General features: G+C 71.4%; 20 protein-coding genes. 8 read left to right on the top strand and 12 right to left on the bottom strand.

Translation table 11 applies throughout. The features are described 5' to 3' along the window. Window positions 1-6 precede the first annotated feature (6 nt). From KBC94_RS14070 to KBC94_RS14050, 5 genes are read left to right on the top strand one after another with little or no spacing between them, the layout of a single operon-like run. A complete protein-coding gene (locus KBC94_RS14070; protein WP_234195274.1) occupies window positions 7-873 on the top strand; it encodes a branched-chain amino acid ABC transporter permease in 867 nt (288 codons plus the stop codon). Further along, window positions 870-1,967, top strand: coding sequence for a branched-chain amino acid ABC transporter permease (locus KBC94_RS14065; RefSeq protein WP_294371029.1), 1,098 nt, complete (start codon window positions 870-872; stop codon window positions 1,965-1,967). Before KBC94_RS14070 ends, KBC94_RS14065 begins: the two co-directional genes overlap by 4 nt. Continuing rightward, a complete protein-coding gene (locus KBC94_RS14060) occupies window positions 1,964-2,680 on the top strand; it encodes an ATP-binding cassette domain-containing protein (RefSeq protein ID WP_234195272.1) in 717 nt (238 codons plus the stop codon). Before KBC94_RS14065 ends, KBC94_RS14060 begins: the two co-directional genes overlap by 4 nt. Before the next feature lie 16 nt (window positions 2,681-2,696). Continuing rightward, on the top strand, window positions 2,697-3,401 hold the full coding sequence (locus KBC94_RS14055) for an ABC transporter ATP-binding protein (RefSeq protein ID WP_294371025.1): 705 nt from the start codon (window positions 2,697-2,699) through the stop codon (window positions 3,399-3,401). Next, complete coding sequence (locus KBC94_RS14050) at window positions 3,398-4,798, top strand: amidase (RefSeq protein WP_294371023.1); 1,401 nt, start codon at window positions 3,398-3,400, stop codon at window positions 4,796-4,798. Before KBC94_RS14055 ends, KBC94_RS14050 begins: the two co-directional genes overlap by 4 nt. A 30-nt stretch (window positions 4,799-4,828) precedes the next feature. Here KBC94_RS14050 and KBC94_RS14045 read toward each other — a convergent pair whose 3' ends face one another. The 3 genes from KBC94_RS14045 to KBC94_RS14035 are packed head-to-tail and all read right to left on the bottom strand — an operon-like array spanning window position 4,829 to window position 7,653. Next, entirely contained in the window at window positions 4,829-5,806 is a 978-nt protein-coding gene (locus KBC94_RS14045; RefSeq protein ID WP_294371022.1) for a tripartite tricarboxylate transporter substrate binding protein, read from the bottom strand. Between the two features lie 39 nt (window positions 5,807-5,845). Then, window positions 5,846-6,670, bottom strand: a complete 825-nt coding sequence (locus KBC94_RS14040) for a 3-keto-5-aminohexanoate cleavage protein (RefSeq protein ID WP_294371020.1) — start codon at window positions 6,668-6,670, stop codon at window positions 5,846-5,848. Next, on the bottom strand, window positions 6,667-7,653 hold the full coding sequence (locus tag KBC94_RS14035; protein WP_294371018.1) for a 3-hydroxyacyl-CoA dehydrogenase NAD-binding domain-containing protein: 987 nt from the start codon (window positions 7,651-7,653) through the stop codon (window positions 6,667-6,669). Before KBC94_RS14035 ends, KBC94_RS14040 begins: the two co-directional genes overlap by 4 nt. 65 nt (window positions 7,654-7,718) lie before the next feature. Here KBC94_RS14035 and KBC94_RS14030 point away from each other — a divergent pair, with 65 nt between their 5' ends. Further along, on the top strand, window positions 7,719-8,687 hold the full coding sequence (locus KBC94_RS14030) for a LysR family transcriptional regulator (protein ID WP_294371306.1): 969 nt from the start codon (window positions 7,719-7,721) through the stop codon (window positions 8,685-8,687). 182 nt (window positions 8,688-8,869) lie between these two features. Here the strand turns inward: KBC94_RS14030 and KBC94_RS14025 are convergent, their stop codons facing one another. The 4 genes from KBC94_RS14025 to KBC94_RS14010 form a co-directional block, all read right to left on the bottom strand. Continuing rightward, a complete protein-coding gene (locus KBC94_RS14025; RefSeq protein WP_294371017.1) occupies window positions 8,870-9,832 on the bottom strand; it encodes a tripartite tricarboxylate transporter substrate binding protein in 963 nt (320 codons plus the stop codon). 103 nt (window positions 9,833-9,935) lie between these two features. Beyond that, entirely contained in the window at window positions 9,936-10,133 is a 198-nt protein-coding gene (locus KBC94_RS14020; RefSeq protein WP_294371015.1) for a DUF2783 domain-containing protein, read from the bottom strand. A gap of 15 nt (window positions 10,134-10,148) precedes the next feature. Next, the gene (locus KBC94_RS14015) at window positions 10,149-11,798 is read right to left on the bottom strand and encodes an FAD-dependent oxidoreductase (protein WP_294371013.1); all 1,650 of its coding nucleotides are present in this window, start codon (window positions 11,796-11,798) and stop codon (window positions 10,149-10,151) included. 97 nt (window positions 11,799-11,895) lie between these two features. After that, on the bottom strand, window positions 11,896-12,849 hold the full coding sequence (locus KBC94_RS14010; protein ID WP_294371011.1) for an MBL fold metallo-hydrolase: 954 nt from the start codon (window positions 12,847-12,849) through the stop codon (window positions 11,896-11,898). Window positions 12,850-12,949: 100 nt separating this feature from the next. On the opposite strand from KBC94_RS14010, the gene KBC94_RS14005 reads away from it, so the two are divergent. Beyond that, window positions 12,950-13,768, top strand: coding sequence for an IclR family transcriptional regulator (locus tag KBC94_RS14005; protein ID WP_294371009.1), 819 nt, complete (start codon window positions 12,950-12,952; stop codon window positions 13,766-13,768). A gap of 96 nt (window positions 13,769-13,864) precedes the next feature. Here the strand turns inward: KBC94_RS14005 and KBC94_RS14000 are convergent, their stop codons facing one another. After that, on the bottom strand, window positions 13,865-14,329 hold the full coding sequence (locus KBC94_RS14000) for an MbcA/ParS/Xre antitoxin family protein (protein ID WP_294371006.1): 465 nt from the start codon (window positions 14,327-14,329) through the stop codon (window positions 13,865-13,867). Between the two features lie 212 nt (window positions 14,330-14,541). On the opposite strand from KBC94_RS14000, the gene KBC94_RS13995 reads away from it, so the two are divergent. Then, the gene (locus KBC94_RS13995) at window positions 14,542-14,913 is read left to right on the top strand and encodes a hypothetical protein (RefSeq protein ID WP_294371003.1); all 372 of its coding nucleotides are present in this window, start codon (window positions 14,542-14,544) and stop codon (window positions 14,911-14,913) included. Window positions 14,914-14,928: 15 nt separating this feature from the next. Here KBC94_RS13995 and KBC94_RS13990 read toward each other — a convergent pair whose 3' ends face one another. Genes KBC94_RS13990 through KBC94_RS13975 form a run of 4 tightly spaced genes read right to left on the bottom strand, consistent with a single transcriptional unit; the run spans window position 14,929 to window position 19,812 of the window. Then, window positions 14,929-16,395 (bottom strand): efflux transporter outer membrane subunit, encoded by a 1,467-nt coding sequence (locus KBC94_RS13990; RefSeq protein ID WP_294371000.1) that lies wholly within the window; start codon window positions 16,393-16,395, stop codon window positions 14,929-14,931. Beyond that, entirely contained in the window at window positions 16,392-17,444 is a 1,053-nt protein-coding gene (locus tag KBC94_RS13985; RefSeq protein ID WP_294370998.1) for an efflux RND transporter periplasmic adaptor subunit, read from the bottom strand. The genes KBC94_RS13990 and KBC94_RS13985 overlap by 4 nt, the downstream gene beginning before the upstream one ends. Next, the gene (locus KBC94_RS13980) at window positions 17,441-17,656 is read right to left on the bottom strand and encodes a DUF1656 domain-containing protein (RefSeq protein WP_017759557.1); all 216 of its coding nucleotides are present in this window, start codon (window positions 17,654-17,656) and stop codon (window positions 17,441-17,443) included. The genes KBC94_RS13985 and KBC94_RS13980 overlap by 4 nt, the downstream gene beginning before the upstream one ends. After that, window positions 17,653-19,812: an FUSC family protein gene (locus tag KBC94_RS13975; RefSeq protein WP_294370993.1), complete on the bottom strand. Its 2,160-nt coding sequence runs from the start codon at window positions 19,810-19,812 to the stop codon at window positions 17,653-17,655. The genes KBC94_RS13980 and KBC94_RS13975 overlap by 4 nt, the downstream gene beginning before the upstream one ends. Between the last annotated feature and the right edge of the window lies 1 nt (window position 19,813).

Here is a 19,813-nt window from a genome sequence, read left to right as displayed (position 1 = left end):
ATCGACATGGATCTTGCGCTGATCGTGGTCATCCAGGTGCTGTACGCCGTGGCGGGCCTGGTGATCGTCTCGGCCGGGCTGGCCGTCATCTTCGGCATGATGAAGGTGATCAACCTGGCGCATGGCGAGTTCATGATGCTGGGGGCCTATGCGGTCATCCTGGCGCTCAAGCTGGGCATCAACCTCTGGGTCGCCATGCTGGTGGTGGCGCCCGTGGCGGTCGGCGCCATCGGCGTGGTGCTGGAGCGGCTGGTCATCCGGCGGCTCTATGGGCGCATGGTCGACACCATGCTGGCCACCTGGGGGCTGTCGCTGCTGCTGGTGGGCATCGTGACCTCCATCGCGGGCAACACCACGGCGGGCGTGTCGGCGCCGCTGGGCAGCTTCTCGGTGGGGGCCTACTCGGTCAGCGGCTATACGCTGGTCATCATCGCCGTGGCGGTGGTGGTGGCCTTGGCCATCCGCTGGGTGCTCACCCGTACCCAGTGGGGACTGATCGCGCGCGGCACCATGCAGAAGCCTGACATGGCCAATGCGCTGGGCATCAGTCCGAGCCGGGTGTATTCGGTCACCTTCGCCGTCGGCGCTGCGCTGTCGGGGCTGGCGGGCGGGCTGCTGGCGCCACTCACGGGCGTGGTGCCGACCATGGGCGCGGCCTTCGTGGCCAAGGCCTTCATCACGGTGATCGGCGGCGGGCCGGCCATCCTCGCCGGGCTGCTGGGCGCCTCGTCGCTGTTCGGTGCCATCAACCAGCTCGCCACCTTCGCCACCACGCCCGTGCTGGGCGAGGTGGCGCTCCTCGTGGCCGCCATCGTGCTTCTGCGCGTGTTGCCGCAGGGCATCACCGGCCGTTTCTTCAAGGGGTCCCTGTGAACCGTTTCGCCAATTCGTGGGCGAGCGCCATCGTCTGCCTGGCCCTCGGCCTGCTGCTGATGCTGGGGCTGCCCGTCGTGATCGACGACTACACGCTGATCGAAGTCACCATCTATGTGGTCATGGCCATCCTGTCGGTCAGTCTGGCCTTCATCTGGGGCTATGGCGGCATCCTGTGCTTCGGGCAGGCGGCCTTCTTCGGGCTGGGTGCCTACACCTATGCCATCGCGGTGATGAACCTGGGCGACAGCACCTTGCCCTTCCTGCTGGCCATCGTGGTGCCGGCGCTCTTCGCGGCGCTGCTGGGCTACGTCATCTTCTATGGCCGGCTGTCGGACGTGTACATGGGCGTGATCACGCTCACCGTGACGCTGATCCTGTTCAACCTGGTCAATTCGACGGCCGGGCCCGAATGGCGCATCGGCGATGCGCCGCTGGGCGGCTTCAACGGCATCCCGGCCATCCCCACGCTCAACTGGCCCGGGCTGAAGGACGAGGTGCTCACGCCCAAGGACCTGTTCTACCTGGCCTTCGCCTGCCTGCTGGTCGTCTATGTCGGCCTGCGTGCCCTGCTTGCCTCGAAGGTCGGCCGGGTGATCGTGGCGGCCAAGGAGAACGAGCAGCGCGTGCTGCTGCTGGGCTACGACGCACGGGCCTACAAGCTCTTCAGCTTCACGCTCGGCGGCGCCATCGCGGGGCTGGCGGGCTGCCTCTTCGCCAACTGGGGCGCCTTCACCAGCCCGACGATCTTCGGCCTGGCCCAGTCGGCGCAGATCATCATCTGGGTCATCGTCGGCGGGCTCGGGACGCTGGTCGGCCCGGTGGTGGGTGCGGTCGCCATCCAGTGGCTGACCACGCAGATCGGCACCCAGCAGACGCTCAATGCCAACCTCGTGCTCGGCGGCATCCTGGTGGTCTTCGTGCTGCTGGTGCCCAGGGGCATCGTGCCCACGGCCGGGCAACTGATCGAGGCGGCATGGCGCAGGCTGCGGCGCTCCCGGCCTGCCGTGCCTGCTGCGACGCGGCCTTCGGCGGCCTCTGCTGCTGATGGTGCAGGTGCTTCCCCCCTGGCCCCCATGGAGCCCACGCGATGACGCCGTTGATCGAGACCCGCGACCTCAACGTGCGCTTCGGCGGCGTGCATGCGACGCGCGACGTGAACTTCACCCTGGCCGAGAACGAGCTGCGCTGCGTGATCGGTCCCAACGGCGCCGGCAAGAGCACCTTCTTCAAGCTGCTGACCGGACAGGTCAAACCCACTTCGGGCCAGATCCTGTTCCGCGGCCAGGACATCTCGCGCATGCAGCCGCACGAGCCGGGGCGCCTGGGCATCGGCATCAAGACGCAGGTGCCCAGCCTCTTCAACGGGTTGACGGTGTGGGAGAACGTCTGGCTGTCGGCCCGGCGGCTCAACAGCAGCATGCAGGCCGAGCGCATCACGCGCGAGACACTGGAGCGCGTGGGCATGTCGGCCTACCGCGACGTGCAGGCCGGCCTGCTGGCGCACGGCCTGCGCCAGTGGGTGGAGATCGGCGTGGTGATCGCGGCCGATCCGCCGCTGATCCTGCTGGACGAGCCGGCCGCAGGCATGAGCGATGCCGAGGTGGCCCGCACGGCCGAATTGATCCTGGAGATCAACCGCCAGCATGCGCTGGTGGTGGTGGAGCACGACATGAACTTCATCCGCATGATCGCGCGCAAGGTCACGGTGCTGCACCAGGGCGCCGTGATCCGCGAGGACACGCCCGATCGCATCATGAGCGACCCGCTGATCCAGCAGATCTACCTGGGCAAGAAGCCCCATTGAGTGCGGAGACGGACCGATGCTCGAAGTCTCGAATCTGCATGCGGGGTACGGCGCCATCCCCGTGCTCAACGACGTTGCGCTGCACATCGCCGCCGGCGAGTCGGTGGGCATCCTGGGCCACAACGGCATGGGCAAGACCACGCTGCTCAAGACGCTGATGGGCGTGATCCGGCCCACGGCGGGCACGGTGCGCTTCGATGGCACAGACATCACGCGCCTGGCCCCCTTTGCCCGCGCGCGGCTGGGCATGGCCTATGTGCCGCAGGGGCGGGAGATCTTCCCGACGCTCAGCGCCCTGGACAACCTGCGCATGGGCCTGGTCAAGACGGGCGAGCGCACGCTGGACACGATCGAGGCGCTGCTGGAGCACTTTCCCCGCCTCAAGCGGCTGCTCGACCGGCCGGGCGGGTCGCTCTCCGGCGGCGAGCAGCAACTGCTGGCACTCGCGCGCGCACTGGCGGGCAAGCCCACGCTGCTGCTGCTCGACGAGCCGACCGAGGGCATCCAGCCTTCGATCATCGAAGAGATCGCCGAGACGCTGGCCGCGCTGCGCGACCGCACGGGCCTGACCATCGTGCTGGTCGAACAGAACCTCGAATTCATCGCCGCCGTGTCGCAGCGGGTGCTGGTGATCAAGCGCGGCCACATCGGCGGCGAAGTGCCGCGCGAGCACCTGGGCGATTTCGAAATCATGAGCCAATACACAGGAGTCCATGGATGAGCAACCAAGAACTGCATTACCTCGGGCTGGTCGAAGTCGGCCAGCAGATCCAGCGCAAGGCGCTGTCGCCGGTGGAGGTCACCGAGGCCCAGCTCGCGCGGATCGCCGCGCAGGACGGCGCGCTCCAAAGCTATGTGCGCGTGATGGCCGATCAGGCCCTGGCCGATGCACGGCAGGCCGAGGCCGAGATCGGCCGCGGCGAGATCCGCGGCCCGCTGCATGGCGTGCCGGTGGCCGTCAAGGACCTGTGCTGGACCGCCGGCGTGCCCACGGCCGCGGGCATGACGCTGTACCAGGACTTCGTGCCCAGCGAGGACGGCACGGCGGTGCGCAAGCTGCGCGAGGCCGGCGCCGTGATCCTGGGCAAGCTGCAGCTCACCGAGAGTGCCTACGCCGATCACCATCCGACGGTGGTGCCGCCCGTCAATCCGTGGAACGCCGCGCATTGGTCGGGCGCCTCGTCCAGCGGCTCGGGCGTGGCCACGGCCGCGGGTTTGTGCTACGGCTCGCTGGGCACCGACACGGGTGGGTCGATCCGCTTCCCCTCTGCCGCCAACGGCCTCACGGGGCTCAAGCCCACCTGGGGCCGCGTCAGCCGCTACGGCGCTTTCGAGCTCGCCGCCACGCTGGACCACATCGGACCGATGACGCGCAGCGCGGCCGACGCCGGTGCCATGCTGGGTGCCATCGCCGGCGCCGATCCGAAGGATCCCACCGCCAGCCTCGCGGCGGTGCCCGACTATCTCGCCGGCATGGAGCGCGGCCTGCAGGGTCTGCGCATCGGTGTCGACGCCCGCTGGAACAGCAAGGGCGTTGACGACGCCACCCGTCAGGTCATGGCCGGCGTGCTGGCGGCCGTGCGCGATCTGGGTGGCGAGCTGCGCGAGGTGGTTTTCCCCGATCCCACGCAGGCCATCGCCGACTGGTTTCCGCTCTGCGCCGTCGAGGCGGCCGTCGTGCACGAGTCCACCTATCCGGCGCGCAAGGACATGTACGGTCCCGCGCTCTCGGGCCTGCTGGACCTGGGCCATGCGCAGACGGGCACCGACTACCAGAAGATCGTGCTGCACCGGCACGACTTCAGCGGCAAGGTGCGCGCCCTGTTCCAGGACATCGACCTGCTGCTGGTGCCCGCCCAGGGCGTGGCCTCGCCCACGCTGGAACGCATGCTGACTTTCGGCACCGATGCCGACCTGATGTCGGCCATGCTGCGCTACACCTGCCCCTTCGACATGACGGGCAGCCCGACGATCACGCTGCCCGGGGGCTTCACCGACGCGGGCACGCCCATCGCCTTCCAGTTCGTGGCGCGCCACTTCGACGAGGCGCTGCTGGTGCGGGCGGGCTGGACCTATCAGCAGGTGACGGATTGGCATCGGAGGCATCCGGCGCTTTGAGCCGCTGACGCACGCGCGGCCGCGTGGGCCTCAATCCGCCGTCGCCCCCGTCTCCCGCACGATGCGGCCCAGCCGCGCGGTCTCGCTGCGGATCAGCTGGCCGAAGGCCTCGGGCGAGCCGGCCACCACAGGCGTGCCCAGTGCCTCCCAGGACTTGCGGAAGGCCGGGTCGGCAAAGATGTCCAGGAAGGTGGCATTGAGCCGCTGCACGGTGGCCGCGGGTGTGCCGCTGCGCACGGCGATACCGTGCCAGGCGGTCACCTCGAAGCCGGGCAGCCCGGCCTCGGCCATGGTCGGCACCTGCGGCAACGCAGGGCTGCGCGTGGCCGAGGTGACGGCGATGGGCACCAGCTTGCCCGCCTGCAGGTGCTGCAGCGAGCTGGCCAGGATGTCGAACATCAGCGGCACCTGGCCGCCCAATACGTCGTTGAGGGCCGGGCCGGCGCCGCGGTAGGGCACATGGGTGAGCGGCACCTTGGCCTCGCGGGCGAACAGCTCGCCTGCCAGGTGCTGCGGCGTGCCGCTGCCGGCCGAGGCGAAGTTGAGCGGCGCCTTCTGGCTGCCGGCATAGGCGATGAACTCCTTCAGGGTGCGGGCCTTGACCGAGGGATGCACCTCCAGCACCAGCGGAAAGGCCGACAGCTGCACCACCGGCAGCAGGTCGTCCTGCGCGTTGAAGGGCATCGACTTGTAGAGCGCCGCATTGACGGCCATCGGCCCGCTGGCCGCGAGCAGCAGCGTCAGGCCATCGGCCGGCGCCTGCCGCGCCACGTAGGCGCTGCCCAGGTTGCCGCCCGCGCCGCCGCGGTTGTCGACGATGACGGTGGTGCCCAGCCGGCGCTGCAGCTGTGGCTGCAGCAGCCGCGCCATCAGGTCGGTGGGACCGCCGGGCGGGTAGGGCACCACGATGCGCACGGGGCCCTTGGGGGCCTCCGTCTGGGCGAACGCGAGGGAAGGGGCGAGCACGCCGGCGGCCGCGCCCGCCATCCATTGGCGGCGATCGATCATGGGGTTGTCTCCGGTTGTTGTGGGAAAGGGGGCGTGGCGTCAGCGCGGGCGGAAGCGCTCGCGGATCTGCGCCGCCGTGGCCAGCGGCCGGCCCAGCGTAGCCGCGGCCTCGGCGGCCTGGGCGACCAGGGCGGTGTTGTCGGGCGCCAGGCTGCCGTCGCGCAGCCGCAGGTTGTTCTCGAAGCCCACGCGCGCGTGGCCGCCGAAGGCCGCCGCGGCGGTGACGCAGGCCTGCTCGGTGGGGCCGAAGGCGCACACGGCCCAGGGCTCGGGGCCGTCGCCATGGGCGGCCAGGAAGGGCAGCAGGTCGCGCGGGTCGGAGGTCTGGCCGGCGCTGTAGCGGCCCAGCACGAAGAGCAGGAACCACGGCGCATCGGGAATCGTGCCCGCCGCGCGCAGCGCCTGCCAGCGCGCCACGTCGGCCGCGTCGTAGAGGATCACCTGCACCATGGTGCCGCGCGCGGCCAGCTCGCCGAAGAAGGCGGCCAGGCCCGCTTCACCCACGGCCGGCACGTCCACCTCGCGCAGGCCGATGGAGACGGCCTCGGGCTGCAGCTCGCGCACCATGGCGATCTGCTGCGGCGCCTGGTAGACGCGGGCCGCCTCGCTGGTCACCTGCAGCACCATCGCATCGCCCACGGCCTGGTGCACCACGCGCAGGGCTTCGCGGTAGCCCTCGACGTCCAGGCTGTGGCGGCCTTGCGCATCGCGGATGTGCAGGTGGAGCATGGCGGCGCCGGCGTCCAGGCAGCGGCGGGCGGTGTCGGCCAGGGCCTGGGGGGTGAGCGGCACGGCGGGATGGTCGCTGTGTTGTTTGTAGGCGCCGTTGGGCGCCACGGTGAGGATGAGGGGGGCGGCGGTCACGTCGGGTTCCGGTCGGAGGAAGGGGCGCCAGCGGCACCCGGCAGCGGCGGCAGTTCGTCGGCCAGCAGTTGCAGACCGGCGCGGAGCAGGCGGTCGTAGCGGGCCCGTTCGGCAGCGCGCTCGGCCTCCGGCCAGTCGCTGAAGCCGGCACCGGCCTTCATGCCCACGCGGCCGGCCTGCACCTGCTGCTGCAGCACCTTCGCGGGTTGGTCGTCGTTGCACAGGCTGGGGTAGATGGTGGCGGCGGCGGCGCAGTGCACGTCCAGCCCGGCATGGTCGCGCTGCAGGATCGGCCCGGCCGCCAGGAAGCGGAAGCCGAAGCCGAAGCGCACCGCGGCGTCGATGTCCTCGACGCTGGCGACGCCGTCGTCCAGCAGCGCGAAGGCCTCGCGCGCCAGCGCATGCTGCAGCCGGTTGGCGAGGAAGCCCGGCCGGTCCTTGCGCACCAGCACGGGCACGCTGGCACAGCGGCGCATGGTCTGCATCAGGGCCTGGGCGGCGTCGGCGTCGCTGTCCGGGCCCATCACCACCTCCACCAGCGGCACCAGATGCGCAGGCATGAAGAAGTGCAGGCCGAACATGCGCCCGCGCGTGGGCAGGCCGTCGGCGATGCGGCTGATGGGCAGGCCCGAGCTGTTGCTGGTCAGCAGGGCCGAGGGCGGCGCCAGCTCGACCAGCCGCGCGAAGAGCTGCTGCTTGGGCGCCAACTGCTCGACGATGCATTCCACCACCAGCCCGATGCCGGCCCAGGCCACGTCCTCCAGCTGGTGCACGACGGCGATCGGCCCGGCGTGTGCGGCGCATCCGGCGGCTTCGAGCTGGGCGCCGATGTAGGCCGGCAGGCCGGCCGCCTTGGCGGCGTCGCGTTCCACCACGGTGACGGGCAGGCCGCCGCGGCTGAGCACCACGGCGACATCGGCGCCCATGGTGCCGCCGCCGATCACGGCGGTGCACGGGGCGCGGGAGAGGGAAAGGGTCGTCATGGCGGCGCAGTCTAGGAAGATGGCACTGATCGGTCCAACGCTATTGCCCGATAGACTGATCGCCAATCATGATCAATCTCTCGCTGCGCGAACTGCAGGTCTTCATCGAGCTGGCCGAGACGCTGAACTTCCGGCGCGCGGCGGCGCGGGTGCACCTGTCGCAGTCGGCCGTGTCGGGCGTGATCGGCCGGCTGGAGGAGACGCTGGGCGCGCGCCTGTTCGCCCGCAACACGCGCAGCGTGCAGCTCACCGATGCCGGGCAGGCGCTGCTGGCGCATGCGCGCATCCTGCGGGGCCAGGCCGAGACGGCCGCCAGCGCCGTGCGCGACGTGGTCGAGCTGCGCGAGGGCCGGGTGCGCATCGCGGCGCTGCCCTCGCTGGCGGCGACGGTGGTGCCGCCGGTGTTCGCGCGCTTCATGGCGGCGCATCCGGGCGTGCAGCTGGGCGTGGTCGATTCGCTGTCGGGCGCCTCCTTCGACCTGGTGCGCGCGGGCCAGGTCGACTTCGCCCTCACGGCCGAGAACCCGGCCTATGCCGACCTGGCCTACGAGACGCTGGCCAGCGATCCGCTGGTGCTGCTGCTGCCCGCGGATCATGCGCTGGCCGCGCGGCGCGGCCCGCTGCGCTGGGCCGAGGTGGCGGGCCTGCCGCACATCTCGATGCCCGCTCCCACCAGCGTGCGGCAGTACGCCGAGGCGGCGCTGCTGTCACTGGGGCAGCGCTTCGCGCCGCGTTTCGAGGTGGAACACCTGGCCACCATCAATGCGATGGTGGCGGCCGGACTGGGGGTGTCGGTGCTGCCCGCCCTGGCGGCGCAGGTGGCGCTGGGCGGGCCGGTGGTCCAGCGGCGGCTGACCGCGCCGGATGTGCAGCGGCCCATCGGCCAGGTGATGCGGCAGGAGCGGAGCCTGTCGACGGCGGCTTCTGCAGTGGCCGAGGCGTTGCGCGCCGAGCTGCTGCGCCAGCTGGGCCAGGCTGCTGCTGGTCCGGGTGCCCGGAAGCCGAAACGCGCGCCTCAGGCGCCGCGTGCGTAGGCGGCCAGCAGGGCCAGCACCTTTTCCTCGTCAAGCGGCCCGTCAGGGTGCCGCGCGCGAGTCGGGCGCCAGCGGCCTCGGTCGTGCGCAGCATCTCTGCCCGTGGCGGCTCTCCGGCGGCATGGCCCAGCGCGCGGCCTCTACCGGTTTGCGTCACTCGTTCGACCGACGCAAGAAGTCGCTCAGTCCAGCCTGACGCCGGCACGCCGAATGACCGCGCCCCACTTGTCCCGTTCGGCGGCGGAGAAGCGTGCCATCTGGTCGGGCGTGCCAGGCATCGGCTCGACGCCCAGCGCCTGCAGGCGGGCGCGAACCTGCGTAGAACCCAGCGCGTTCTGCAAGGCATCGGCGAAGGCGGCCGTGGCCTCGGCCGGGGTGCCGGTCGGCACGACCAGACCCTGCCACGCGTAGCCCTCGAAATCCTTGAGGCCCTGCTCGGCGAAGGTGGGCACCTCCGGCAACAGATCCAGGCGCCTGGCCGATGCCACGCCGATGATCTTCACCTTTTTGCCGGCAAGGAAGGGCAGCACGGTGGCGCTGTCGATCCACATGGCGGGGATCTGTCCTGCCAGCACGTCCTGCATGGCGGGCGCGGCGCCGCGGTAAGGCACGTGCTGCATCGCCAGGCTGGTTTGCTCGCGGAAGAGTTCGCCGACCAGGTGGTGCGGACTGCCAGGGCCGGCAGAGCCCCAGCTCACCGGATCCTTCTGCGCCTTGGCCCAGGTCGTGAACTGCTGCAGGTTGTCCGCCGGCACCTCACTGCCCACCACCAGGAACATTGGAAAGCGCACCAGCAGCCCGACCGGTTGGAACGCCTTCTGCGCGTCGTAGCTCAGCTTGCTGAAGAGAAAGGGGTTGGCGGCCAGCGTGGCGAAGTCGGCCGTGAAGAGGATGTTGCCGAAGTCCTTCGACCGGGCCACGTAGTCGGCGGCGATGTTGGTGCCGGCGCCGGGCTTGTTGTTGATGACGATGGGACGGTTGAGGGTGCGGCCCATGGCTTCGGCAATGGTGCGGGCCACCACGTCGGAGCCGCCTCCGGCGGCATAGCCCACCACCCATTCGACCGGCTTGCCCGTGCTTTGGGCCCAGACCGGTGCACCAAGGACCGCCGCGGCGAGGCCGAGGAACTGCTTGCGATTGATCATGGTTTTGTCTCCGTTGTGTTGTCGTGAAAAAAGGTGGCGGCGCCACGGCATGGCCCATCCGTGGCCGGCCCTGGCTCCATGTGCCTGTCCGGCGCCTGTAAGGTCAGCGCGTGGATGCGGATTCGCGGGCCAGCGCGAGCGCATCGCGCAGCACGTCGAGATCGCCAATGTGGTTGGCCAGCAGCAGCACCAGACGGGCGTTCAGCGCGTGGCTCTGGTCGAGCGGCAGGTCCTGGTGTGCGGCCAGCAGCGCTTCGTAGAAGTCGTCGAAGCGGGCGATGTTCGGTTGCGTGTTGAGCATGGTGCGCCTCCACCTTCAACTGCACTGACTGTTGGCGAGGCGCAGTGCGGCGCGCACGGCCTCCAGCGATGGCCGGCGCCATCGCGCGCACACGTGCTGGTCGGGCCGCACGAGGTAGGCGGTGCCCGGCAGCGCATCGAGGCGGCGGGCGAGCACGCCCTGCGCGTCGATCAGGTCCTGCCCCAGGCAGCGCACAGCCACCCCCGGCAGTTCGCGAACCCAATGCGGCGCCTCGCCGAAGACGAGCAGTGTGAAGTCCGGCCCCAGGCTGCGCAGCAGCCAGGCCGGGTCGCCTTGGGGTGTCTGCAGGGGCGCATCGCACAGCGGCGCGCCGGGCACCATCGCACTGTCGAAGGTCGCGACGTCGGGTGTGTTCAGCGGCGACGCCCGCAGCACGCAGGGCACGGACAGCCTTCCGCTGTTGACCAGCCGGCGGGCGAACTCGTGCGAGCGGGCGAGGGCCAGCACCTGGTCGCGGAAGAGCCGGCTGATCTCGCTCTTGGGCGTGATGAAGTCGGTGGCTCGGCTGGAGTTGAGGATGTTCTCGTCCGCCGCCGCCTCGCGCTCGCTGCCATAGGTGTCGATGAGCGCGGCGCTCGCCTGGCCGCGCAGCACGCGGTCGAGCTTCCAGCCGAGGTTGTCCGCATCCTGCACGCCGCTGTTGGCGCCCCGCGCACCGAAGGGCGAGACGCCGTGGGCACTGTCTCCGGCGAAGACGACCCGCCCATGCACGAAGCGCTCCATCCGCTGGCAGGCGAAGGTATAGACGCTGGCCCATTCGAGGCTGAACTCGGCGTCGGGACCGAGCAGTGCACGCACGCGCGCGATGACCTTCTCGGGCTGGCGCTCCGCCTGCGGATCGGCATCCCAGCCGAGCTGGAAGTCGATGCGCCAGACGTTGTCGGGCTCGCGATGCAGAAGCACGCTCTGGTTGGGATGGAAGGGCGGGTCGAACCAGAACCAGCGCTCGGTCGGAAAGTCGGCCGTCATGCGCACATCGGCGATCAGGAATCGATCGCGGAACACGCGGCCCTGGCTCTCCAGGCCCATCCGCTGCCGCGTCGGCGAGCGCGAGCCGTCGCAGGCGACGACCCAGTCGGCCTCGATGCGGTAGGGGCCGTCGGGCGTGTCCAGGGTCAAGGTGGCGCCGTCCGGGCGGGGTGCGATGTCAGCGAGCGTGTTCTTCCAGCGGATCTCCAGCCCGGGCAACTGCAGCGCGCGTTCCACCAGGTAGGCCTCGCAGTAGTACTGCTGCAGGTTGATGAAGGCGGGGCGCTCGTGGCCGTCCTCTGGGAGGAGGTTGAACTGGTAGAGCTGTTGGTCGCGCAGGAACACCTTGCCCAGGTTCCAGGACACGCCCTTGGCCACCATGGCGTCGCCGACGCCCAGCCGGTCCCAGATCTCCAGCGTGCGCTTGGCAAAGCACAGCGCACGCGAGCCCGTGGACAGCCGGTCGTCGTTGTCCACCACCAGCACGGGCTGGCCGCGCTGGGCCAGGTCGATGGCCAGCGTCAGGCCCACGGGGCCGGCGCCCACGATGACGACCGGGTGGCGCACGGGCGAGGGCGCCTCCTGGTCCGGCGAGCGCCGGTAGGCGAACTGGATGGCCTGCACCTGCTCGCCGGTGCCGCGAAAGAGGTGGGGCGGGATGTCGGATGGCTTCATGGCCGATGTCTCCTGTCGTTCTTGTCTTCGCGGCGGGGCGATCGAGCGTGCCCGTCGCCAGCCGGGGTGGGCGCAATGCACGCCCGTCGCGCTCTGTTCAGCCTTCGAGCGCCTCCCACATCTGACGGTCACGTTCTGCGGTCCAGATGCGCGGATCGGCATGCTGCGTGGCCTCGTCGTAGGCCCGCGTCACGTCGAAGGGCATGCAGTGGTTGAAGATGACCCAATGCCCGTACTTGGGCTGCAGCGTGGCGAAGCTGTGCTCGTAGGTGGCGCGCAGGTCCTTGCCGGCGGCAACGCCTTCCTGCACGCTGGCCCACAGGTCGCGGATGAAGTCGCGCGTGGACGCGAGGCCGGCCTGCACCCGTTCCTGCCCGAGCAAGGCCGGGCCGCGGCCCGGCACCAGCGCCTGCGGTTGAAGGGCGGCGATGTTGTCCAGCGTGGCCGGCCAGTCGCGGAAGTAGGCGTCGCCGGCATAGGGGGTGGCGTCGAACTCCACCAGGTCGCCCGACAGAAGCGTCTTCTCGCCGGGCAGCCAGACCACCGTGTCCCCTTTGGTGTGGCCGCGGCCCAGTTGCAGCAGCTGCACCTCGAGCTTGCCGAGCCACAGGCTCATGCGGCTGGTGAAGGTGATCGTGGGCCAGGTCATGCCCGCGGGCACCGATTCGACGTCGCGGAACAGGCGCGGGAAGCGCCCGATCTCGCTGGCCTTGTCGGCCTCGCCGCGTTCGACGATCAGATCGCGCGTGTCCTGGCTGGCGATCACCTGCTGCGCGCCGTAGGCCGAGGCGCCAAGGACGCGCACGGCGTGGTAATGCGTGAGTACCACGTACTGGACCGGCTTGTCCGTGACTTCGCGGATGCGGCGGATCACGTCCTGTGCCATGGCGGGCGTGGCCTGGGTGTCGGCCACCAGCACGGCGTCGTCGCCAATGATCACGCCCGTGTTGGGGTCGCCCTCGGCGGTGTAGGCCCAGGCGTGCTCCGAGAGCTGGGTGAAGCTGACTTTCTTTTCTTCGAGGTCGGCGGCGGATGCGAAGGTCTTGCTCACGGATGTCTCCTTGAAAGGACTTTGAATTCGCAAAGGGCGAACTCATTTGTTGGAAAAGAATGTACGGTTGTCGTGTGCGTATGTCAAACTCGTTTGTTCCATGAGAACGAAGAAGCCGGCGGCTCCCGCCTCTGAAGAACAGCCCGACGCCAAGCTCCAGCGCGCGGTTCAATCCGTCGAAGTTGGCGGGCGGCTGCTGCTGACACTTGCCGAGGGCGAAGGCGCCATGAACCTCAAGGACCTGGCCGCCTTGGCCGGACTCACTCCGTCGCGTGCGCATCCGTACCTGGTCAGCTACGGGCGACTGGGCCTCGTCGAGCAGGATGCAAGCGGGCGGTACGACCTGGGGCCGGCGGCCCTGAAGATCGGGCTGGCATGCCTTCAGCGGCTGGATCCGCTCAAGGCCGCGGAGCCGGCGGTCCTGCAGCTCGCGGCGCAGACCGGCCATGCTGTTGCGCTTTCGGTGTGGGGCAATTTCGGCCCGACCGTCGTTCGGCTCATCGAGGCCCGGCAGCCCCTGCATGTGGCGCTGCGGGTGGGCAGCGTGCTGTCCCTGTTCGACACCGCGACCGGGCGTGCATTCGCCTCAGCCATGCCGGACGAGACGCTTCGGCAGGCCATTGCGGGCCCGTTGGGCAGGATGGATGCCACGGGGTTCGACGGACGGGAAGCGGCACTGGCGCGCATCCGCGAAGAGATGCGGCAACGTGGAGTGGTGCGCGCGGTGGGCAGCCCCATCCCCGGGGTGAATGCCTTTTCGGCCCCCGTGTTCGACATGCACGGCCGGCCGGTGCTCGCAATCACCGTCACAGATCACCAGGACCGTCTGTCCAGCGCTTGGGAAAACAGCGCGGCGCGCGCGGTGGCAGAGGTGGCGAGACAGCTGACGCGGCGGTTGTCGGGTCAGCTTTCCACTTGAAGCCGCGGCGGTGCCGGATGCCGTGCGGGCCGAGCTGCTGCGCCAGCTGGGCCAGGCTGCTGCTGGCCCGGGTGCCCGGAAGCCGAAACGCGTGCCTCAGGCGCCGCGTGCGTAGGCAGCCAGCAGGGCCAGCACCTTTTCCTCGCCGCGCGGCGTGGCGGCCATCTGTGCCGGTGTCATGCCGCCCAGCAGCGGATGCGCCCGCTGGAGCCAGTCGATGGCATCGCTGCCCAGCACGCTTTGGGCGCGCAGGTGCACGGCGTCCATCGGCGGGCGCGGCTGCGACTTGGGTGCCGTCACGAAGGGTGCCGGCTTGATGACCGAGTGCCGCACGGGTTGTTCGACGGGCGGGGGTGCCGGCCGGGCGCGCGCCTGCAGGGCGTCGATGCCATCCTGCAGGCCGAAACCGGCGGCGCCCAACTGCTGGGCGAAGTGGTCGACCAGGGCCTTGAGTTCGTCGACCCGCAATTGCCGCTGCTGGCGTTCGAGGTCGCGGCGCTCCTGGGTGAGGCGCGCGATTTCGGCTTCCAGTGCTTCGACGCTCGAGGCACGTGCTGTCATGGAGGAGTACGGGCGCCTCGGGGGCGCCTTGTTGTGAGGGGAAGCTGGCGAGTCTAAATGCCTGGCGACCGGCGTCGGCCCTGGCACTTGGCGACAGGGTGTGTCTCCCGGCGGCCTACAGGGTGCCACTGGGGCTGCCGACATGGGCGTGCCTGGATGCGCTCGACAGTGCCTGGACGGCCGCAAAAGGGCCCATCCCGATTTCCGCAGCCATGCCTCAGGAGGTCGCCATGCACTTCGACATTCCCACCCACTGCACTGCATTGCTGCGCGAGCGGGCGTCGCCGGTCCGATGGCGCAGCGGTGTGCTGGCCGCCCTGGCCCTGGGCGTGAGCGCGGCGGCCTTGGCGCAGGCGCCGACGGCGCAATCGCCTCAGGCCGCCGCTGGCGACGCGGTTCGCATCCCCTTGTTCACGGCCGACCCGCGGCCCTCGCCCATGGGGGCGCCGACGTCGGATCGGTCCGTTGGCCCATCCTCCGGGGCACCGTTGGCCATGGGTACTTCTGCGCAGGCCGGCGGGACTGCCCCGCTGGCTCCTTCCCCGATGCGTCGCCTGGGCGTGGAAATGGCGGCGGTCCGCTGAGCGGCGCCGGCCGGCTCATTCCCAGCCACCGCCCAGCGCCATGAAGACGGCGACCTGCTCCTGCGCCACGCGCGTCTGCGCGGCGGCCAGGCTGGCTTCGGCGCTGGCCAGCGAGCGCTGGGCATCCAGCGTGTCCAGGTAGGCGCTGCGCCCGCCTACGTACAGGCGCTGTGCCTGGCTGGCGACCTGCGCGCTGTCGTCGCGCGCCCGCTGGAGCGCCTCCACGCCGACCAGCTCCTGCCGGTAGGCCGACAGGGCGGTCTCCGTTTCGCGAAGCGCCTGCAGCACGGTGCCGTCGAAGCTTGCCAGCGCCATCCGGGCCGAGGCCTCGGCCCCGGCGATGCGGGCGCGCGCGGCGCCGGTGTTGGGCAGGCTCCAGCGGATCAGCGGGCCGATGTTCCAGGCGAAGGTGTCCCGGCCCAGGAAGTCGTCGGCCGGCCCGGACGAGCTGGCCGACAGGCCCAGCGACACCTTGGGATAGAGCTGGGCCGTGGCCACGCCGATGCGGGCCGTGGCGGCGGCCAGTTGCCGTTCGCTGCGCCGGATGTCGGGCCGGCGCCGCAGCAGGGCGGCGCCGTCGCCCACCGGCAGCGCGCCGGCCACCTGGGGCACGGTGGCGCACTGCTGCACCTCGGCCGGCAGCGCACCGGGCGTGCGGCCCAGCCAGGCAGCCAGCTGGTACAGCGCGGCTTGGCGCTGCGCGCGCAGCGCGGGGGGCGCGGCCTGCAGTTGGGCCAGCAGCGCGCGCGAGCGGGCGAGGTCGGTGGCGCCCGCACGACCGGCGTCGTGCAGCCGCTGCACCACGGCCAGCTGTTCCTTCTGCAGGGCGACGGAGTGCTCGGCCACCTTCAGCTGCTGGCCGGTGGCGCAGGCGGTCGCATAGGCGCGCGCGGTACCGGCCGCGGCATTGACGCGGGCCAGGTCCACCGCGGCTGCGGCGGCCGCGGTGTCGGCGTGCGCCGCCTCGGCCGCGCGGCGCAGCTCGCCGACCACGTCGACCTGGTACGACAGGCCCGCGCCCAGGCTGTAGGCGAACTGGTCGGGTGGGCTGACGCCGGGCGCCAGTTCCGACAGTCCCGAGACATGGCCGAAGGCCGGCCCGCCGGACACCGACAGCTGCGGCTGTTCCTCGGCGCGCACCTGGGCCAGGGTGGCCTGCTGGCGTTCCAGATTGGCGGCGGCCACGCGCAGGTCAGTGTTGTGGGCGAGCGCTTCCTGCACCAGCGTGTCGAGCGTCGGGTCGCGGAACAGGTGCCACCAGCGTGCCGGCAACGGCTCGGCCGAGACGGCGGCCTGGGCGCCCGGGGCCTGCGCCTCCTGGAAAGGCTGGGCCGCGGCCGGGTTTTGCACTGCGGCCTGTGGCGGCACTTGATAGTCGGGGCCCACGGCCAGGCTGCCGCAGCCGGCCAGCAGCAGCGCACCCAGCAGGGCGGGTGCGCGTCGGCCGAAGGCGGCGGCCGTACGGTCGGGGCGCCGGGTCATGCCCGTCCCCCTTGGGCGCGATCACCGTGGCCCGCCGTGGCCGGAGCGGCATGGCCCTGGTCCTGCGGGGCGGCCAGGGCGGCCCCGGCGTCGGCCGCAGGGGCGTGTTCGCGCGCGTGGGTCGCCGTGCCGTGCGCCGCCGCGGCATCGCCTTGCGCCACCACCTCGACCAGCACGGTCTGGCCCGCCACCAGGCCCGTTGCGTCCGGCTGCGCGTCCAGCTGCACCCGTACCGGCACACGCTGCGCCAGCCGCACCCAGTTGAAGGTGGGGTTGACGCTGGGCAGCAGGTTGGCGCCGGTGGAGCGGTCGCGGTCGGCGATGCCGGCGGCAATGCTCTGCACCCGGCCGGCCAGCGGCACGCGGCTGCCCATGGGCGTCACGCGCACGGCGTCGCCGGGGTGGATGCGGGCCAGCTTGGTCTCCTCGAAATAGCCTTCGACGTAGAAGGAGCCGCGGTCCACCACGGCCATGGCGCCGCGGCCGGCGGCGGCGTAGGCGCCGGTGCGCAACTCCAGGTTGGTGACCCAGCCATCGACCGGCGCCCGCACCGTGGCGCGCTGCAGGTTGAGCTCGGCCGTGTGCAGCTCGACCTCGGCGCGTGCCAGGGTAGCGGCCGCCGCATCGACCCGGGTGCGGGACTGCTCGCGCAGCTCGCGCGGCACCAGGTCCGACAGGCTGGCATTGCGGGCGTCCTCGCGGCGGGCCTGCGCCAGGCTCACCTGCGCCGACTGCACGCCCACGCGCGCCTGCTGCACGGCGAGGGCGAAGCGCGCCGGGTCGATCTCGAACAGCACCTCGCCGGCCTTGACGGCCTGGTTGTCCTGCACGCGCACGGCACTCACCAGGCCCGACACGTCGGGCGCCACCTGCACGACGTTGGCGCGCACGCGGCCGTCGCGCGTCCAGGGCGCGAGTTCGTAGTGGTCCCACAGGCGCAGGCCGGCCCAGACGGCCAGGGCCACCATGCCGAGCGTCAGTAGCACCCGGGCGGATTGGGCCGCCAGGGCGCGGCTGCGTGTCGTCGTTGTCGTTGAAGTCGTTGTCATGAGAGGAATCCTTGGGCGGCCGTCAGTCGGCTCAGCAGAAAGAGGATCAGCACATAGAGCGCGGTGTCGAACAGGGCGGCATGCCAGACCCAGCGGTAGACGCCCAGGGCGCCGAGCAGGCGGCGTGCGCCCCAGCACAGGCCCCAGGCCACCACGGCCAGCACCAGCAGCCAGGGGACGTAGACGCCATAGAACGTGGCTTCGCCGGTCATGCGGGGACTTCCTGGAGGGTTGAAGGCGCGGCCGGCCAGGGCCGCGTGGGATAGAGGTTGCGGCGCAGGCCGACGAGGGCGGCCAGCAGCGCGCGGCGCCCGTCGGCGGCATCGGCTGCCAGGTCGGGCCCAGGGGGCGACGTGCCGGAAGGCAGCAGCGCCTGCAGGCCTTCGTCGATGCGCCGGGCCAGGGCCGGGCGGTCCTGCGCGGCCTGGCCGGTGGTCAGGCCGGCGGGATGCTCGCGGAACAGCCGCGCCACCTGCGCCAGGATGTCCGGCCCCAGCCGGCCCGGCAGCAGCGCGGCATGGCGGCGCAGCGCATGCAGGTCGGTGCCGATGCGCAGGTCCACCAGCGCGTCGTCGGCATTCACGCCGTCCACCGTGCCGCCGGCCTGCGCGATGCGCGGCGCCAGCAGGCCGATGCGGTCGAGCACGCGTGCCGCATGCAGCCGCGCCTGCGCGTCGTCGGCCTGCCGCGGCAGGCGGCCCAGTTCGCGCCAGGTCATGCGCTGGATGCGGCGTGCGCCCCAGTCGGCGCTCACCGAACGCACCAGCGCCGTCACCACGGCCGCCGCGGCCACGCCCAGCACCTGGCCGATCATGGCGTTGACGAAGCTGGCGAAGTCGGCCTGGCCGGTGTCGTGCAGCGAAAGCGTGCCGATCACGCCCGACAGCAGCAGCGCCATCGCCTTCATGAAGGTGGCCGGCCGGCCCAGGTAGACGCCCAGCACCAGGAAGGCCGGGGCGCACACCAGGGCCAGCGTGGGCAGGTCCACCACCAGGGGCATCAGCACCAGCACGTACAGGGCCGCCAGCGGCAGCGACAGCAGCAGCACCTTGAGGAAGGCGTAGATCGACGGCGCCGGGTCGTCCATGCCCGCGAAGAAGGAGCAGAAGACGGCCGCCATCATGGCCATGGCGGAGCCGCCGGGCCAGCCGGTGAAGATCCAGAAGGCGGAGCACAGGCAGATGGCCAGCGCCGCCGCCAGCGCGGACCAGGCGGCCATGCCCACGTCGCGGTGCAGCACGTCGCGCGCCGCCGGTGCGGCGCGGCCGGTGGTCGCAGGCAGCGGCACCGGGCGGCCGGCCAGGCCGGCGTCGATCTGCTGGCGCAACTGCACGCAGGCGGCCCAGGCGTCGATCAGGGCTTCCAGCCGCACGGCCAGGCCGGTGCGCAGGGCCAGCCCCCAGGCATCGGGCTCGGCCGCGGTTGCGGTTGCGCCCAGGCTCCGGGCGGCGGCGTGGAGTTCGGCCAACGCAGCGTCGGGCAGGGGCGTGGGCGTGCTGCCGGGCGCCGTGCGGCCGCTGTCGGCCAGGCGGGCGAGCACCTCGCCCACGGTGCGTTCCACGTCGGCCGGCAGGCGCCCGTCGGCATCGCGCAGGGCCTGCAGCCGGTCGTCCACGGCCGAGGCGAAGGGCGTGAGCGCCGCCACCTCGTGCTGCAGGGCCCGCACGGCGGACGCCGTCCACTTGAGGTGGCTGGTGTCGAAGGGCACATGCGTGGCCATCACGCGCAGCTGCGAGATATCGCCCGCCAGCTTGCGGCGCGCGGCCTGCCGGCCGGCGTCGGCATTCGGCGCGGCCTGCACCATGCCGCGCAGCCAGGCGCCGGCATCGGCCAGCGTGCGGTCCATCAGCCCGACCAGCGTGGGCGCCATGCTCACCGGCCACACCAGGCTGTGCACCAGCGTGCCGCAGACGATGCCGATGGCGATCTCCTGCACGCGGGCCGAGGCCGTGTCGAACACGCCCAGCGGCGCGCCCACCGACGGAAAGCCGATCAGCGCCGCCGAATAGCCGGCCAGCATGAAGAGGTAGGAGCGGGGCGTGCGGTCGAGCAGCGAGACGAACAGACACAGCGCCACCCACAGGGCCAGCGCCAGCGTGAGCAGCTCGGGCGCGTCGACCAGGGCCGGCACCAGCAGCAGCGTGGCCGCGCAGCCGAGCAGGGTGCCGAGCAGGCGGAACACCGCCTTGGAGCGCACCGCGCCGGCCAGCGGATTGGCCACGATGTAGGTGGTCATCAGCGCCCAGAAGGGCCGGGGCAGGCCGGCCCAGCTCGCCACCGTCATCGCGAGCATGGCGGCGCCGAAGCATTTCGCGGAAAAAAGCATCTCGGCCGCGCTGAAGCGCGGCAACTGGCGGGGCAGGCGCATG

The sequence above is a fragment of the Pseudacidovorax sp. genome (genome assembly GCF_017991995.1).
Taxonomy (GTDB): Bacteria; Pseudomonadota; Gammaproteobacteria; order Burkholderiales; family Burkholderiaceae_C; genus Xenophilus.
Note: the sequence above shows the minus strand (reverse complement) of the source record. Positions and strands in the feature narration are given on the sequence as shown.